The following is a 15907-nucleotide window of genomic DNA, read 5'->3' as shown; positions in this document are numbered from 1 at the left end:
CGTCAGCTCTCCTTCTTCGCAGTGCCCGCGGCTCTCCCGCCGCGTCGTCCGGCCTCGGGCCGCCAGGCGGCGAGCGCCTCGCGGGTGAGCCCCCGCTCGGCGAGCCGGCTCTCCAGCCACTCGGTGAAGTAGTCGGCCGGCGAGCCGGCGTAGAGGTCCTCGTACTCGTGGTGCCACTGGTGCAGCCACGGCTCCAGCTCCGCCAGGCCCGCGAGCAGCGGCGTGGCCCGCTCGTCGCCCTCCGGGTAGCCGCGCTCGATCAGCAGGTTCGCCAGCGCGGTGGCCCGCTGCAGGTGGTCCCAGCCCGCCCAGCCGTAGACGGGGGTGGCGTCGTTCTCCCGCTGCGCGCCCGGGTAGCCGGTGAACCGCTCCTTGGGCACGTCGAGCTTGCCGCGGTGCCGCCAGTAGGAGCCGTTCGCGAAGTCCTTGGGGGTGTACTTCGGCGGGACCTCGATCGCGACCTTCTCCCCCGCGTCCTCCTTGCGCTGCTTCGCCCAGACCTCCTCCCAGTCCTGCCGCTTGAGCAGGCCGGTGGCGGTGTGGCGGTGCGCGGCGAGGTAGGGGACGTGCTCGTCCTTCAGGAGGGCGACCAGCTCGGCGGTGAGGTCGTAGTCCTGGCGGCCGGCGTAGAGGTCCATGACCTGCCGGAATTCGGCGTCGGTGCGGACCGGGTCGGCGAGCTGCGACACGCTCAGCGTGCGGGGCGCGCCGTGCTCCCGGCCGCCGTCGAACCAGAGGTCCTCGTCCTCCAGCCGGTCCAGCAGCCAGGTGCGCAACGCCTCGGCGCGGGTCTTCTCGTACGGCTCCGCGGACCAGCGCCGCTTGCACTCGGGCGCCTCGACCAGCTTGAGCAGCGGCCTGTCCCGGATGACCTCGATCCGGCGGCGGACCAGGTCCCGGTACGGCCGCGGCCAGTCGGCGGGCACGTCCCGGATCGGGGTGGAGCCGTGCCGGGCGAACCACTGGGTCTCGGTCTCGCCGTCGAGGACCCTGGCCCCGAGGACGATCTCGAAGGCCCGCTCGCCGAGCGCCAGGCCGGGCAGGTCGTCACCGGGATAGGTCAGGTCCTCGTCCAGGAGGCCGTAGAGCCGGTAGACCTCCCAGTCCAGCTCCTCCTGGACGGCGATCATCTCGGCCCGGACGGCGTCGTGGCGCTTCCGAGCCTCGGCGAGGGCGTCACGGGAGGGTACGGCCTGCGCGCAGGCGGCCTGAGGGGTGAGGGTGGCGAGTTCCTGGGCGAGGGCGTCGAGGCGTCGGGCCTTCTCCAGCGGGGCACCTTCGGGCAGGGGGAATTCGGCCACGTTGGTGGCGTTGAACGCGAAGCGCTCCATCCAGTCCTCAGGCTGAATTCCTCGCCCCATCCCACTTCCTCCCTTGGGGAAGCAGACCTGTTTGAGCCAGAAGCAGGCCGTGGAGGAGTTGAGCAACCCGAGCAGCCGCAGATGATCGTCTTCCGTTGCCATTTCCGACAGCTTGATTACTGGAGCAGTACGGTTGAAGACCTTCCCACCCCGATCCAGCACGAAGTGGTTGTGCGTAGAGATCTCCGCATAAGCAATCGACAACGGCACAACATAGCGCTTCGCAAAGAACATGGAGTATTCAAACCAAGTGAGCCCACGCCCCACCTGGGTTTTCCCGAAAGCGACTCGATCGCGGAGAATCGAACGATAGGGCCACAGAACAGCATCTACAGCCTGGCTACTGGAAGCCGCCAGGCTCTCTGCATCATAAGGCCAAATCGAAAGCACCGGGTCATCGATTTTCCAGTCTCTGGTCACATCACCTTCGACAAGCGGCCTACCCTTGGATGGTTCAATCCGAGCCCTCCGCAGGGCCCCTTCTCCCAACATGTATGCACTGTCTTCCCGAGTGACAGCCCCGGAGCCGATCTCCCCGACTTTCGACTCAAGAAGCCCTGAGCATCTGCTTTCCAGGACCTCCCTCAACTCCGGGGCACCACCACCGGAGAGCGACCATGGATGGATACCGAGCCGTTCACGAGGAAGATCCGCGATAGAGACGAACTGCGACGGATACCCGACCCGGTCGATGCCTTCAACGATGGAGCGCCAGACCAGGCCTCGAGCCGGGTTCTCAGGTTGCGAAGGCTCGCCGTGAACACCAAGGACAGCACGAATCTCACCGAGGCGATTCCTGTCGCGGTTCTTGCCGATCAGGATGACCGTCGGCGTACCATGGCCGGGGATGTAAGCACCTGATGCATCAATGACATGTGTGAGGTCAATTTTGTGAGCGAAGAAATCCTCGATCAGCTTCTTGCCGAACTCTCGTTTCATGAACGAGTTAGCGGTGATCTGCCCGACATATCCCGGCCGCTCGTTATCCTTGATCGCAAGCCGGAAGAACAGCTCCGCGAACGGCACCGAGAGAGCATATGCGCCGGCACACGTCTTATAGCGATCCCGGTATGCCTGATTGAGCTCCTTGTCCTTGACCGTGATGTAGGGCGGATTTCCGACGACCACATGATAACGGCCACGATCGAGGATTTCAGGAAAGCGGTAGACATCCTCCCAGTCATACGCGTATTCCGCTAGCTGGTCGCCTTCCAGGATCAGCTCGGTCTGGCGACCATGGAATTCTCCAGGACCGTGCAACAGTGCGTCGCCGGTCGCGATGTTGAGATTGAGCGCGGGTGCGTCGTGGCCGTCCAGGCTGGTTGCTTCGCATGCCTTCAGCGCCGCGACCATGAGGCGGAACTTGGTGATCGCCGTCGCGGTCGGGTTGATGTCGACGCCGTGAATCGCGTCGAGCACCTTCTGCACCCGGACCCGCTCGTCCATCCCCGGCTTGTACGCGTTCCACTCCTCCAGCAGGCGGTCGAACGCGCCCAGCAGGAAGTGCCCCGAGCCGCACGTCGGGTCGATCAGCCTGAGCTTCTCCAGCCCGAAATCGTCCAGCGCCGGGTCGAGGACCCGCTCCAGGATGAACTCCTCAACGAAGACCGGGGTCTGGAGCAGGGCGTAGCGCTTGCGGATGTGCTCGGACAGGTCCTGGTAGAGATCGCCGAGGAACCGGGTGTCCAGGTCCGGGCTGCAGAACTCGTCGTGCGCGAGCCTTATGCCGTCCGGGTCCCGGCGGCGGAAGGCGGCGATCAGTTCCTCGGCCTGGTCGGCGGAGAGGTCCCACCACCAGACGAAGTCGGTGTCGGGGAAGAGCGCGTGCCCGGCGCGGGTGGAGCGGAGCCAGGTGAAGGACTCGCGCAGCCACTCGCGGGCGGTCAGCCGGGGGTTGCGCTGGATCCAGGCGGCCTCGGCGTCGGCGGCCTCGGAGGTGGCGTGACCGGCCGCGTCACGGGAGGCGATCCAGCGGTGGCCGGCGAGGTCGTTGTCCTCGCAGAAGCGGATGAACGCGCAGGCGATCACCCACGAGCTGGCGGCCTGGGCGCTCTGCGCGAGAAGCCAGTCGTTCCAGCTCTCCCCGGTCCGGCCGACGCCACCGGCGGTGCGGTGCATCTCCTTCAGCCGGTCGCCGATCCCGGGGATCCGGTCCGCCTGCTCCCGCAGGTCGTCGGCGACGCGCTTCGCCTGCTTCTGAAGATCCTTGAGCAGCGCGGCGGAGATAACCGACACCTGACCACCCCTCCCGTCCCGTCACCGGTCGCCGGCCCCCTGCGCACCGGACGCATCACGGCACGCGCGATGCACCACCAGTCTGACGAGTCCGGCGCCACAAGCCCGGCCAGCCTGATAACAATACGGGCGCACAGCGAAAGCACGCGAACGGTCAGCGAAACCAGGCTCCGTTCACATCATCACCAAGGCCGTGCAACCGAAGGAAAAACGGCGGACACCGCCCATCTCCGACGATCAGCTCAGATCGCCGAACTCCCCGCCCTTGACGGCGCCGACGAAGGCGTCCCACCCGGCCGGAGCGAAGGCCAGCACCGGCCCCCCAGGATCCTTGGAGTCCCGAACCAGGAAGACCCGCTCCATGTCCGCCTTGTGCCCGACCGCAGCCGAAGCTTCGTCAACGACCCTGACTTCGACGCAGTCCTGAGCCGCACCGCTGCGACTGCTCTTGCGCCAGACACCGACCTCGACGCAGTCCTGCCCGTTTCCACTGAGAGAACTCTTCCGCCACCCCACCTGGGACAGCTCCGGTGTGGACATTCCACAGCTCCTTCCGGAAGCGATCACTCGAACTGGACGACTGTATCCGCGATGAAGCGGCGAGAGTCATCCGGATCCAGCGCTTTAGCCCGAAGATGGTCGAATATCATCGTATATTGATGGACATCCTTTTCTCGTTCTATGTAGAGGCTTCCTGTAAAGTTCTCCATGAACACCACGTCGGGATCGGCGGGCTCAGGGAACTCCATGATCGCGAACGCGCCGTTCGTGCCTGGATGGACCCCTACAGCGAAAGGCAGCACCTGAACGGTGACGTTGGGCAGGTCCGCCGCATCGAGGAGCCGTTCAAGCTGAGACCTCATCACGGCAGACCCTCCGACCGGGCGTCGAACGACGGCTTCGTCCAGCACCACCCAGAGCCGCAGAGGCTCGTCTCGGACGAGAAGTCCCTGCCGGGCCATGCGAACCTCGACTCGGCGCTCGATCTCGCCCGGAGATGAGACGAACAGGGCCGAACGGATGACGGCGCGAGCGTAATCCTCGGTTTGGAGGATGCCCGGTAGGACAGTGGGTGCGAAGCTCCGCATCGAGGCGGCCTCGGCTTCGAGCCCGATGTAGGTGGTGTACTCCGCCGGAAGATCGCCATAAGCCTGCCACCAGCCCTTCTTCCGGGCATCCTTCGCGAGGTCGATCAGCTCACCTTGCTTGGCGGGATCAACCGCATAGAGATCGAGAAGGCACTCGGTGTCCTTGAGCCCCACCCTGACCCGGGCCGTCTCGATCCGCGAGATCTTCGTCGCGGACCAGCCCAACTGCTCGCCGACCTCCTCCATCGTCAACTGAGCGCGCTCTCGTAGACGACGCAATTCGGACGCCAGGCGTCGCCTGCGGACTGTAGGACTCGCAGCTTGTCTCACGATCAACCCTCCCTTGACCCGGAACCCAGGGTAGCGACTCATGAACAGAAAGTGTTGGAGTTAGCTTCCGAGCAATTTGCCATTCCTGTTGCATGGCACCCCGCTTCATTGCATGCTCTAGGCACACGCTCAATCACTGTCAGTAGCTAGAAATGTCCGATGCGACTTGAACTGATGGAAGGCGGCGAGGAGATGAGGGTGCGTGAACTTCGAGGGTGGAGCGGCCACCTGGTGGAGCTGGCCTGGGAGTTGAACGAGCTGGGGTTCGACTCCGTGGTCCGGCTCCCGCCCGCCGGGAGGCCGAGCGTGGAGATCTTCCTCCCGCCCGGCCGGCCGCGGGCCACCACCGAGCAGCGGGGCCGCACCTCGGTGTTCACCTGGAACCGGAGCCGTGACCGGCCACCCCATACCCGGCACGGCCGCACCCGGCCGAATCCCGAACGCCCCGGACATGACCGGCCGGGGTACGACCGGTCCGGGCACGACCGACCGGACCCCGGCCGGCCCGAACCCGGGCCGCCAGACCCCGGACGGCCCGAACACGACCGGGCGGGGTACGACCGGCCAGATCCAGAACGGTCCGGGCACGGGCAGCCCGAACGCGACCGATGGAGCCGTAGCGGGATGCGGGCGGCGGCGGAGCGGATCCTGGAGGCCGTGCGATGACGATGACACCGGGACTGCTGGGACAGGGCGAGTTCCCCGGCGAGCTCTCCTCCGTGCCCAAGGCGCGGCGCTACGTCCGCGACCTGCTGGACGCCGCCGGACACGCACAGGCCGACGACGCGCTCCTGCTCGTCAGCGAACTGGTCGCCAACGCCGTCCGCCACTCCGACTCCGGCCGCCGCCCCGGCGGGCAGGTGCACGTGGCCGTCGCGAACTGCGATGGAACGCTCCACATCGACGTCATCGACGCCGGATCCCCCGAACACCGCCCCTCCCTGCGCGCGGACACGTGCATCGGAAGCTGTACGGGCCGGGGCCTCTGGCTGGTCGACGAGATCGCCTCCGCCTGGGGCTGGCACGACACCCCGGCCGGACGCGTGGTCTGGTTCCAGCTCACCGGACAGTGACACCCCGTACCAGTTCCGGCCTCTCGAGCTGAGATGGCCGGAACTCTGGCTGGAATATCGGCCATTCACGTACCATTGTCTTATGGAGATCATCCCGATCAGCGAAGCGAAGGACCGGCTGACCGAGCTGGCCGACCGGGCCGCCCGTGAGCATGACCACTTCACCCTGACGCGGAACGGACGACCGCATGCCATGATTGTTTCCGTGGCCGAGTGGGAGTCCCTGCAGGAGACCCTGGAGATCCTCGCCGATCCGGAGACACGCGCCGACCTGGTCGAGGCCGCAGCCGCCGAGGCGGGAGGCGACCTGACCACCGAGGAGGAGATGGCCGCCATCATGGCCGCCCGGCTCGGCAGGGCGAGCGCGTGAGCGGGCGAACCATGAGCACGGCGACGTTGCGAGCGCGGCCGACGAGGGAGGCCAGGTGAGCGACCGCTATACGGTCCTCCTCAGCCCGCCCGCCCGTCGCGCCCTCACCGCAGAACTACCCGAGAGTGTGGCCGCCGCCGCCTGGGAGCTGGTCACGGGCGCCATCGCCCAGGAGCCATGGCGCGTGGGCAAACCCCTCCAGGAACCATACGAGGGCCTGCATGTCGCCCGGCGTGGGACCTACCGTGTGATCTACCGGATCGACGAGGACAAACGCAGCGTGACGATCCAGACCATCAAACGCCGCCGAGACGCCTACCATCCGTAACGACTCCGAAGGCATGGCGCCTGCCCGGCCAGAAGACTCGAACGCCGAGGGACGGACGCTCAGCGGGTGGAGGCGAGTTCTTCCTCGACCGTGGTGACGAGGGCCTGGCCCGCCTGGCGGAGCCGTGCGCGGCGGGCGACGAGGTCCTCGGCGAAGCGCCGGGCGGTCGGGCCGACCCAGACGGCCTGGCCGGTGAACCGCCGATGGGCGGGATCGAGCGCCGCCTCCAGGATCTCCACCCGCGCCTTGACCTCCGCCAGCGTCTGCTCCAGGATCCGGCGTCGCGCGTCAGCCGCTCCGTCAGAGGGATGACCCATGAGAACGTCTCCCCTATATGCGGGTCCACCGAACCGATCTATTGGACATTATGGGATCTAGCGCAAGTCGGCCAGCTCTTGGAGGACTTCATGGCACGTCCCGTACGGCGGAGCGTCGCGATGTGCGCGGTGGCGTTATTGACGGTTTCCGGCTGCGCCGAAAAAGACCCCACCGCCGCCGAAGCCGGAGAGACCCTGAAGCTCCACATCACCGAACTGATGAAAGAACGCCACGCCCTGGACGTCAAGATCACCGACCCCGGTGGCCGGGACATCCCCTGCGGTGAAGGCAAGGCCAAGCGGACCTTTGCCGCCACCGGGACGGACCCTGCGTCACACCGCACTCCTGACGGGCTCAACACCCTTCTCCTGGGATCACTCTCCCGGGTCGCAACCTATGACATCGTTGAAGACCGTGGCAACGCCCCCATCAAACTCGCCAACAACGAACACAGAACAGTGATCGTTCTGGAGTCCCCTGCCAATGGGCAGTACGGGGTCCGGGGCGAGACCGAATGCCTCCCAATCGCATAGTTCAGCGGCTTTTTCCGGGATATCAGCCAGAAGGCCGAGGTGCTCCATCCATCAGGGTTGAGGTTTTCCGGCCAATATAAGGAACTGGACCCTAGCTGTCGAAAATCGGGGCTCGTTCTCTGCCTCGCCCGCTACCGCCCTCGAACCAGCTCGCCATGTCGTTGGACAGCCTCCCGAACGCGAGTTCGTCGTCACCGCCCATGCCGTTGGCATCGGCCCACTTCTCAAAGGCCACGAGACCCTTGTTGCCCTGCTTGAGCAGCTCAGGGAAGGGCCGGAGGTTGCCTTCGGCGTCAGCGATGGCCACGCCCGGCGGACAGGTTGCCTGATACTCGGCGGGGGTGACCTTCGGAGTGAACCCATTGGCCATGAGCATCTGCGCGAACACATGCTGGCGGCCGAGCGTCGCGTTCCCATCGGCCTTGTCCAGCTTGTCCGTTCGTTTCTCGCTCTCCGGCCAGAAGGCGTCCTTGCCGGAGAAGCCCGTACTGAGCGCGAACCAGGCGAGCTGACCGGGCACCCCCTCGATGAGCAGGCCGCCCACGCCTAGTCCCAGGTCGAGGGCGAACCCCTGGAGCTTCTTGGCCTGCTCGTCGAGCGCGTCCAGCTCGCCCCGGACCTTCTCGGCGGCGGCCACCTCGAAACCCCGGACGTTGCCCAGAGCATTGAGCACCCGGTCCAGTTGCTCGGTGTCCCCACTCCTCTTGACATCCGCAACGGCGTCGGCGATCAACTTCTGGGAGAAGCGGCCCATGGCCTCCTCGAACGGGGCCAGGTTCTCATCCGTGTCGGCGAACAGCTTCATGAACGTGTACGTGTCCTGCGGACTCAGAGTGAACGCCGACTTCAACCCCAGGGCCGAGGTCGTCGGCTTCAGCGCGCTGGGCTCGGTCATGTTGCCGTCCCCGATGTTCGCGCCCTCGGTGATCTCCGTGGCGTACGCCCCCGCCAGCTCCGACAGGTGCACCCGCGCCGACTCCGCCACCTTGAAATCCCCGAACGTCGTCATCACCGTGAACGCGAACGCCGCCGCCTCCCTGCTGTGCGCGCCGTCCTGCTCGTCGTAGGCGCCCGCCGCAGCGGCCAGCATGCGCCCGAACGCATCTCCTCTGGAGTCCCAGCCGCTGTTGAGAACGTGCTGGTTGAACTCCTTCAGGTACTCCTTCAGCTTCTTCTGATCCTTCGTGAACGGCCCGGCCGCCTTCTCGATCGCCAGCCGCGCGGCGGCCGGGTTGTTGCCCAGCGCGTACATCAGCCCCGTGGGCACCTTGCGCGGGTTCGCCATCCCCCAGGCCGCCGCCACCCCCGCCAGCCACTCCGGCGGGAACTCCCCCGCGCTCAGCAGCAGGTCCGCCCCGGCCCGCTCCTCCCCGGACAGGTCCGCCCGCCGTACCGCATCGGCGATCTTCGCGAAGCCCGGCACGTGCGCCCCCGCCGTGACCGCGCTGCCGAACGCCTGGCTCAGCGTGCGCAACATCGCATCATCAGGGTCGGGCGGGCCGAGGGTGGCGGGGTTGCCGCGCCGGTGCAGGTTCTCCCGGAACGTCAGGGGAAGCTTCAGGGCCGCCGCCGTACCCAGCGCGGCGAAGAAGGCCGCGGTGAACTCGGCGTCGTGCTTGCCGGCCTCCAGCTCCTTGAGCACCCCGGCGTATTGGTCGGAGTCGGCGTGGTGGGTCCAGAACCCGGCCGGGCCGAGCTTCCTGAACCGCTCGCCCAGCTCCGTGCCCTGCCGCCGGGACTCCTCGGGGGAGCGGTAGGCGCTCTCGTCGAAGGCGACCAGCGGGGAGCCGATCCCCCAGGTCGGCAGCGCGTTGGTCGCCCGCGCCATCTCCTGGCGCCGGCGCAGGCCCGGCAGCTCGCCGTCGATCCATCCCGCGATCTCCCTGACCGGCTGCAGGCCGGAGGCGGGCACCTGGGCCGCCGCGAGCAGCTGCCGGATCCGCTCGGCCTGCTCGCCGATCACGTCCCGGCCGCGTTCCAGCTCGGAGACGAACTCCAGCATCTGACCGGGGTCGATCCCGGCGAAGTCCGGCGAGAGCGGCGTCCCCGACGGCCCCGTTCCTGACGATCCTGTTCCCGATGGCGCCGGTTCCATGATCCCCCTGATCGCATTACCGATCATTTCACCATAGACGCCGAACAAAGATATCCAACCCCGAATAATCCAACATGCCCGATATCAAGCGACGATTCCACCCGACTCAACCGGCCGTGAGCCGCGGACGGCCCGACCGCGACCGGGCTTTACCGAAAAACCACGCTCGGCCGCCGGAAGATCGGGGTATAGTCGAGGAGTCGCGCAAGCGAGCACACGCTTCACAGGGGCAGATGCCCCCGAGGGCGCGGTCCCCGGACCGCGCCCTCTTTTTCTTCCCCGTCTTCCCCCGAGGTCTCTTCGCCATGCCCGACCCCCACCCAGGTCGCGACCCCCGGTCCTCCTACTCCCGGCACATCGCGACGCGCCTGCTCGACTTCACCCGGACAGGCTCGCCGTGGCACGTCCGGCTCTGGGACCTGGGTTCCTTCCTCGCCCTGGAGGAGCTGCACGAGGCCGGAGTCTGGGTCGACCGCAGGGTCCTGTCGCAGACCGCGGTGGACTGGCAGCGCCACGCCCTGGAGCGCCTGCTCGGCGACGACCCCGCGCTCGGCTCCAAGGTCTACCGCCGCCAGCTGCAGGAGTCCCTCAAAACCACGCTGACGCTCGCCAGCGACGGGCGCCGCAAGCTGCGCCACCTCATCGACCTGGCCCGCCCCGGCTATCTCGACCGCTGGGCCGCCTGCGCCGCCGCCGAGCAGCCGCCCCGGCCCGAACGGGTCGCCAGGGCCGTCACCGCGCACCTGCTCGACAGCGGGCACAGCCTCTCCGGCCTGCACCGGTGGCTCCGCGACGGGCGCTCCGGCCTCGCCGCCACGGACCTGGTCGCCGAGGCCGCCGCCCTGCTCGCCCGGCCGCCGCGCGACTGGAGCGTGGTCGTCCCGTTCCGCTCGCTGCACCGGCATGAGGAGCTGGCCGGGCACCTGGCGAACTGGCGGACCGCCGACGAGACGCAGGCGCTGATCGCCGGGACGGGGCTCAAGCCGCCGGAGCACATCGTGGGCTCCCTGACCTTCACGGTGAAGGTCAGGGACTCGGCACGGGCGGTGGAGGTCGCCTCCGACCTGGTCGAGCGGATGCAGGCCCGCGCCCGGTTCGCCGCCAGCGGCCCGATGTCCCCGCTGGGCGACGCCTACGTCACCGGTGAGGCCAAGCCCGTCCCGCTGCTGCTGCCGGCCCGCGGCGCCCAGGTCCTCTCCCTCGCCGCCGAGCGCCAGCTCTACGTGGTCGGCGCCGAAGTGCAGCACTCCGGCGAGCAGACCGGGAGCGCGGTCGACGACGCCCTGGAGATCGCCTCCGCGCTCAACCACGGGCCGCTGGCGCCCGCGCTCGCCGGAGGGTGGGCGGCGCTGGAGTCGCTCCTCACCGAGGCCCGCGACCCCGACGAGCGGGAGAAGGTGGTCGCGGCGGCCCGCGCCGCGGCGCTCGTCGCCTGCTCGTGGCCGCGGGCCGAGCTGACCGCGCTCTCCTACCGGATCCGCGAGGTGACGGGAGACGACCTCACCGGACGCCTGGCGGCGTGCGGGTCCAACCGGGAACGGGCGGCGGTCGTCTCCGCCGAGCTGCGCGGCAGGGGCGCCCTCCCGCTTCTCCGCTCCTGGCGGACCGGCAGCGACGTCGCCTCCGTCCTGCGCATGCGTGAGCTGTTCGCCGACGAGCAGCGCGTGCTGGAACGGGTGCGCTTCTACGTGGAGGTGTCGCTCCGCCGCATGTACCGCTGCCGCAACATCGTCCTGCACGGCGGCTCCACCGGAGGCGTCGCGCTCCCCGCCGCCCTGCGCGTGACCGCCCCGCTCGTGGGCGCGGCGCTGGACCGGCTCACCCACGCGCACCTGGTCACCAAGGTCCGGCCGGTCGCCCTCGCCTCCCGCGCCGAGACCGCCCTGCGCATGGTCGGCGACGACCTCGGCCCCGACCTCTGCGATCTGCTCGAATAGGCCCGTCCCCGGACGGCCCGGTCACGAGGCCGCGAGGTGGCGGTGGGCCTCGACCCAGTTCGTGGAGACCCTCAGCGCATCGAGGGCGCCGGGGGCGGGCCGGTCGTCGATGTACGGCGCGCCGCCCCGCTCGACGGGCAGCAGCAGCCACCGGGCCGCGGGCCGGGCGGTCGCCTTGTCCGCCAGCCGCTCCAGCACGCCGAGCCGGTCGTAGCGGGCCAGCGGCGCCGCCTCGACGATCAGCAGCGGCTCCGGGCCGGTGACCAGGCGCTCCTCCAGGTCCGCCGCCGCGAGCGCGACCAGCCTGCGCAGGTTCGCGGCGTCCTGCGGGGCCGCGTCGGGGCGGTCGGAGTGGAGCACCAGCGACCAGTCGACGTTGAAGCTGTCGGCGGTCGCCCGCATCGCGGTGACCAGCTCCGCGGTCACGTCGAGCACTTCGGCGCCGAAGCGGGCGCTCAGCGCGGCGACGGCGCCGGTGTAGAAGCGGTAGTCCACGCTGAGCGTGACGAATCCTCGCTCGCGGGCGGCGAGCGCCATGCGCCGCTCGAAGTCGGCGAACTCCCTGCCGTCCGTGCTCCCGCTGAAGCTCGTCAGCCCCCGGCTCCGGGAGGAGGGCAGGATGTTGCCCTGCACCTTGCGCGGCTCGTAGGTCCCCTTCTCGAAGACGAGCGGGACCCCCGCCTTCTTCAGGAGCGCGTTGAGACTGCGCGGCTCCCGCCCCGGCGGATCCTCCGGGAACTCCCCGACCTTCGGATAGCGGGCGCGCACCCGCTCCTTGAGCTGCTCGGGGTTCATGCCGTGCCGGATCACGCCGAGCGAGGAGGCCATCTGCTCCAGGGCCCGGCGAGGGTCCAGCCCGTCGGGGTAGATCTCGCCCCGGCCGTTGGCCGCGGCCGTCCGCGAGGCGGCGGCGGCCAGCGGCGCCATCCGCTCGGCGGACAGCTCCGCGCACCCCTCCGGCCTCCGTACGGCACGCAGCCTGGCCTCGGTGTGCGCGGCGCCGGGCAGCGGGCTCTCGGCGGCGAGCTGGTCGGCGGCCTTGCCGAGCCGTACGGCGTAGTCCAGCAGGTCCGTGCCGGGCACGGCCTCCGGGTCGGTGGGCTTCTCCAGCGCGACGATCACCGAGCGGTGCGAGCGCCGCTGCAGGAGCCTGGCCGCTCCACCGCGCTCGGCCTCGACCTCGACGGCCGCGCGCACCAGGCCCAGCGCGCCGCGCATCCACCGCTCCCCCACCGCGCCGGGGCTGCGGGAGGCGAGCAGCGCCTCGGCGATGCCGGTGGCGGCGATCACCCCTCCGGCGTCTCCGACGATCTCGACGATCTCCTCGCGGACCTGGGTGAGGCTCTGCTTCGACCGCCAGCCCCTGCGCGCCGTGGGGATGATCTGGCCGACCCGGCCCGCGGTGACCCCGGCGGCCCGGGCCAGCTCGGCGTTGCCCGGCCAGTCGGGGGTGCCGTCCTCCAGCCCGAGGTAGAGCCGGAGCACCCGTTCCTCCGTGGAGTCCTTGCGGACGCTCTTCGGCACCAGGGCGGCGAGGACCGCGCCGATCCCCCGGTCGGAGCCGTCCTGGAGGTCCGCCGCCCCCGGGCTGTCGGTGACCGGCTGGAGCCGGCCGCGCCACTGCTTGGCCCTGCGCCTGATCTCCCGCTTGGTGGGGTCCGCCAGGCCGTACAGGCGGGAGAGCTCGAACGGCGAGCGGGCCAGCAGGTCGCGGACGGTCCTGACGTCGATGCGGTGCAGCGCGTCGACGGCCCGCGGAGTGAGACCGGCCGAGGCGATCGCCGTGTCGAGGCCCGCCTTACTTGCCGCCTGGTCGAGTTCCTCTCCCGTCACCGGGTTGACGCTGGTCGGCGTGGCGGCGGCGGGAGGGATGGCCTCGCAGACCGCCTGCCAAGCCATCCGCATGGTCTCGATCGAGTCGTGCCGGGCCTTGACGTCCCGGGAGAGCGCACAGCGCAGGAACGCGACGAGGGCGTCGCGGGCGGGCCCCGGCTCGAAGGCGTCCGGGTCGATCGCGACGTCGCCGTCGATCACCGCGGGGTGGCTGCCGCCGGCGCCGTAGGACGGAGTCCTCCCCGTGGCCATCTCGTGCAGCGTGACCGCCGCCGCGTAGCGCTCGGCCGCCGCGTCGTAGCGGGGCCGGTGGACGGGGTCGAAGAACGGGTCGAGGTAGGGCGGGGTGCCGACCCCGGTCTGCTCCAGCGGCGCCCGCGACAGCGAGAAGTCGAAGAGCGTGAGATGCACCTCACGGCTCTTGCCCTGTTCGCGGAAGGCGAGGTTGTCGGGCTTGATGTCGCGGTGGTTGATCCCGGCGAGGTCCAGCGAGGCGAGGATCTCCAGCAGGTCCTTGCCCCAGCGGGCGAGGAAGTCGAGGGAGAGCCTCCCCTCCCGGCGGATCACGGCGGCCAGGCTCTCCCGGCCGGCGTCCTCCAGCAGCAGGGCCGTACGGCCACCGGCGACCAGCGGACCCTCCAGGGCGCGGGCGATGCGCGGATCGCGGGCGAGTTTGAGCACCTCGGCCTCGTCCAGCAGCCGCCGGCGCGCGCCCTCCTCATCCAGTGCCACCTTCAGCACGGCCAGGCCGTGCTGCGGGTCCTTCACGAGCAGCGCCAGTGCGGTGGAGCCCTGACCGAGCCGCTGAACCACCTCGAACCGGCCGGGCTGCTCCCTGGTGCCGATCACCGAGCCGGGGGCCGCGTCCAGCGGATCGACCTGCTGCGCGAGATCCTCCTGCAGAAGGATCTCCTGGACCAGGGCCTCCAGCTCCTGTGCGAACCTCTCCGCCGACTCCGTACGGAGGTCGACGTCACCGGCGGTGGCGTTCCGCACCAGATCGATCATCGCCTGCGGGGCGCCGTCCAGCTCGACGCCGACGTCGAGACCGCGTTCGCGGGTGAGCCGCTGCTGGAGCTCCTCGCCCGTGCCCGCGGGGGCGACGTCCGTGAAGATCAGGAAGGAGACGGCGCCGAGCCCGAAGACGTCGGCCGGCACCGAGTCGGCGTCGGGATCGCGGAACGTCTCGGGAGCGATGTACCCGTGTGCGGCCCGGTCGGTCAGCGCCTCCATCGTGCGGGTGCCCGCGGCGTAGCTGCCGTGCCCGGGTGAGCCCGGCAGCGGGCGCCCGGCGGTGTGCCAGTCGCGGACCCGCACGCCGTACCGGCCCTGGGCCAGGGTGCGGACGAAGACGGACAGCGGGCTGAGCCTGCGGTGGACCAGCCGCCGCGAGTGGGCATAGCGCAGCGTGTTGGCCAGCGTGCGGACCAGGTCGATCCGCGCGTCCAGGGAGAGCTCTCCTGCCTTCTGCCGCAGGAAGTGGTCCAGCCGCACCTCGCTCTCGTCGTGCTCGAACACGACGGCGAGGCCGCGCTCGTGCTCGTCGAACTCGATCGCGCGGGCGATGCCGGGGTGGTTGACGTTCTCCAGGGTGACGAACTCGCGCTTGGCCGCCCGCAGGATCGCGGCGCGCTCCTCCTGGGAGACGCTCCGGTCGACCAGGTGGAAACGGACCCGCCGGACGCCGTCGAGCAGGGGGTGCCGGGCCAGGTAGTCCTGCCAGCCGGGGCCCTCGGCCAGCGGGCTGTCGGCCAGCTCCAGGTTGCCGACCTTGCGGTGCCGGACGCTCGGCCGGACGCCCGCCCTCTCGATCAGCTTGGCCAGCTCGATCGAGCGCCTGCGGTCGACCGCGTTGCGGGGGTTCCTCGGTGTGACGGCCAGCTGGTCCTTGATCAGCTCGGCCAAGCCGTCCGGACCCCGGCCGTCGATCCGGTAGACGCCGTGCCCGCCCCGGTCGGTGAGCCTGACCTCGGTGGACGGCTGGTGCAGGACCACACCCGCGTGCACGAACGGCAGGTCCTTCCCGCCCGCGTCCTCGAGAAGCTGCTTGAAGTGCTTGGCCTTGGTGTCGGTGAGGATGCGGGGATGGTCCTCTGCCGTGCCGTTGTGCAACCAGGTCTGATGGTCACCGGTGATCCGCCCGGACCAGTGCTTGAGCTCCAGGAGGTAGATGCCGCCCTTGCCGATGACCAGGAGGTCGACCTCGTACTGACGGCCGCTGCGGGTGGTGAAGCTGAAGTTGCTCCACGCCCGGTAGGGGTCCTCGTCGGGCAGAACGGCCCGGATCGCGGCGAGCCCGCCCCGCTCGTGGGCGTGCGCGGAGGGCGCGACCTCCACCCAGCGTGTGCTTGCGGAATCCACCCGTCCCTCCGATCCTCGGCGCAGAGTCTAGTCATTGACGCGGGC

At 69.5% G+C, this 15907-nt stretch carries 12 protein-coding genes; 6 read left to right on the top strand and 6 right to left on the bottom strand.

The window, feature by feature from the left end:
• Nucleotides 1-2 precede the first annotated feature (2 nt).
• The 3 genes from pglX to FHS22_RS12455 form a co-directional block, all read right to left on the bottom strand.
• Complete coding sequence (pglX, locus tag FHS22_RS12465) at nt 3-3596, bottom strand: BREX-2 system adenine-specific DNA-methyltransferase PglX (RefSeq protein ID WP_184941224.1); 3594 nt, start codon at nt 3594-3596, stop codon at nt 3-5.
• Between the two features lie 237 nt (nt 3597-3833).
• Complete coding sequence (locus FHS22_RS12460; RefSeq protein ID WP_184941222.1) at nt 3834-4136, bottom strand: DUF397 domain-containing protein; 303 nt, start codon at nt 4134-4136, stop codon at nt 3834-3836.
• Between the two features lie 23 nt (nt 4137-4159).
• Entirely contained in the window at nt 4160-5056 is an 897-nt protein-coding gene (locus tag FHS22_RS12455) for a helix-turn-helix domain-containing protein (RefSeq protein ID WP_184941220.1), read from the bottom strand.
• A gap of 156 nt (nt 5057-5212) precedes the next feature.
• Here FHS22_RS12455 and FHS22_RS12450 point away from each other — a divergent pair, with 156 nt between their 5' ends.
• From FHS22_RS12450 to FHS22_RS12435, 4 genes are all read left to right on the top strand, one after another.
• On the top strand, nt 5213-5680 hold the full coding sequence (locus tag FHS22_RS12450; protein ID WP_184941219.1) for a hypothetical protein: 468 nt from the start codon (nt 5213-5215) through the stop codon (nt 5678-5680).
• Nucleotides 5677-6087, top strand: a complete 411-nt coding sequence (locus FHS22_RS12445; RefSeq protein WP_184941217.1) for an ATP-binding protein — start codon at nt 5677-5679, stop codon at nt 6085-6087. The genes FHS22_RS12450 and FHS22_RS12445 overlap by 4 nt, the downstream gene beginning before the upstream one ends.
• Before the next feature lie 82 nt (nt 6088-6169).
• A complete protein-coding gene (locus FHS22_RS12440) occupies nt 6170-6457 on the top strand; it encodes a type II toxin-antitoxin system Phd/YefM family antitoxin (protein ID WP_184941216.1) in 288 nt (95 codons plus the stop codon).
• A 55-nt stretch (nt 6458-6512) separates the two neighbouring features.
• Nucleotides 6513-6785, top strand: coding sequence for a type II toxin-antitoxin system RelE family toxin (locus tag FHS22_RS12435; RefSeq protein ID WP_184941214.1), 273 nt, complete (start codon nt 6513-6515; stop codon nt 6783-6785).
• Nucleotides 6786-6844: 59 nt separating this feature from the next.
• Here FHS22_RS12435 and FHS22_RS12430 read toward each other — a convergent pair whose 3' ends face one another.
• A complete protein-coding gene (locus FHS22_RS12430) occupies nt 6845-7102 on the bottom strand; it encodes a hypothetical protein (protein ID WP_184941212.1) in 258 nt (85 codons plus the stop codon).
• A gap of 90 nt (nt 7103-7192) precedes the next feature.
• Here FHS22_RS12430 and FHS22_RS12425 point away from each other — a divergent pair, with 90 nt between their 5' ends.
• Nucleotides 7193-7636, top strand: a complete 444-nt coding sequence (locus FHS22_RS12425; RefSeq protein ID WP_184941211.1) for a hypothetical protein — start codon at nt 7193-7195, stop codon at nt 7634-7636.
• Between the two features lie 91 nt (nt 7637-7727).
• Here FHS22_RS12425 and FHS22_RS12420 read toward each other — a convergent pair whose 3' ends face one another.
• Nucleotides 7728-9731, bottom strand: coding sequence for a DUF6571 family protein (locus FHS22_RS12420; protein ID WP_184941209.1), 2004 nt, complete (start codon nt 9729-9731; stop codon nt 7728-7730).
• Between the two features lie 305 nt (nt 9732-10036).
• On the opposite strand from FHS22_RS12420, the gene FHS22_RS12415 reads away from it, so the two are divergent.
• A complete protein-coding gene (locus tag FHS22_RS12415; protein WP_184941207.1) occupies nt 10037-11668 on the top strand; it encodes an integrase in 1632 nt (543 codons plus the stop codon).
• Nucleotides 11669-11689: 21 nt separating this feature from the next.
• Here FHS22_RS12415 and pglW read toward each other — a convergent pair whose 3' ends face one another.
• Entirely contained in the window at nt 11690-15862 is a 4173-nt protein-coding gene (pglW, locus tag FHS22_RS12410) for a BREX system serine/threonine kinase PglW (RefSeq protein WP_184941205.1), read from the bottom strand.
• Between the last annotated feature and the right edge of the window lie 45 nt (nt 15863-15907).

Origin of the sequence: Thiemannella venezuelensis (assembly GCF_014203605.1) — a bacterium.
GTDB classification, from domain to species: Bacteria; Actinomycetota; Actinomycetes; order Streptosporangiales; family Streptosporangiaceae; genus Planomonospora_A; species Planomonospora_A venezuelensis.
This window is presented reverse-complemented; position numbering and strand designations above follow the sequence as displayed.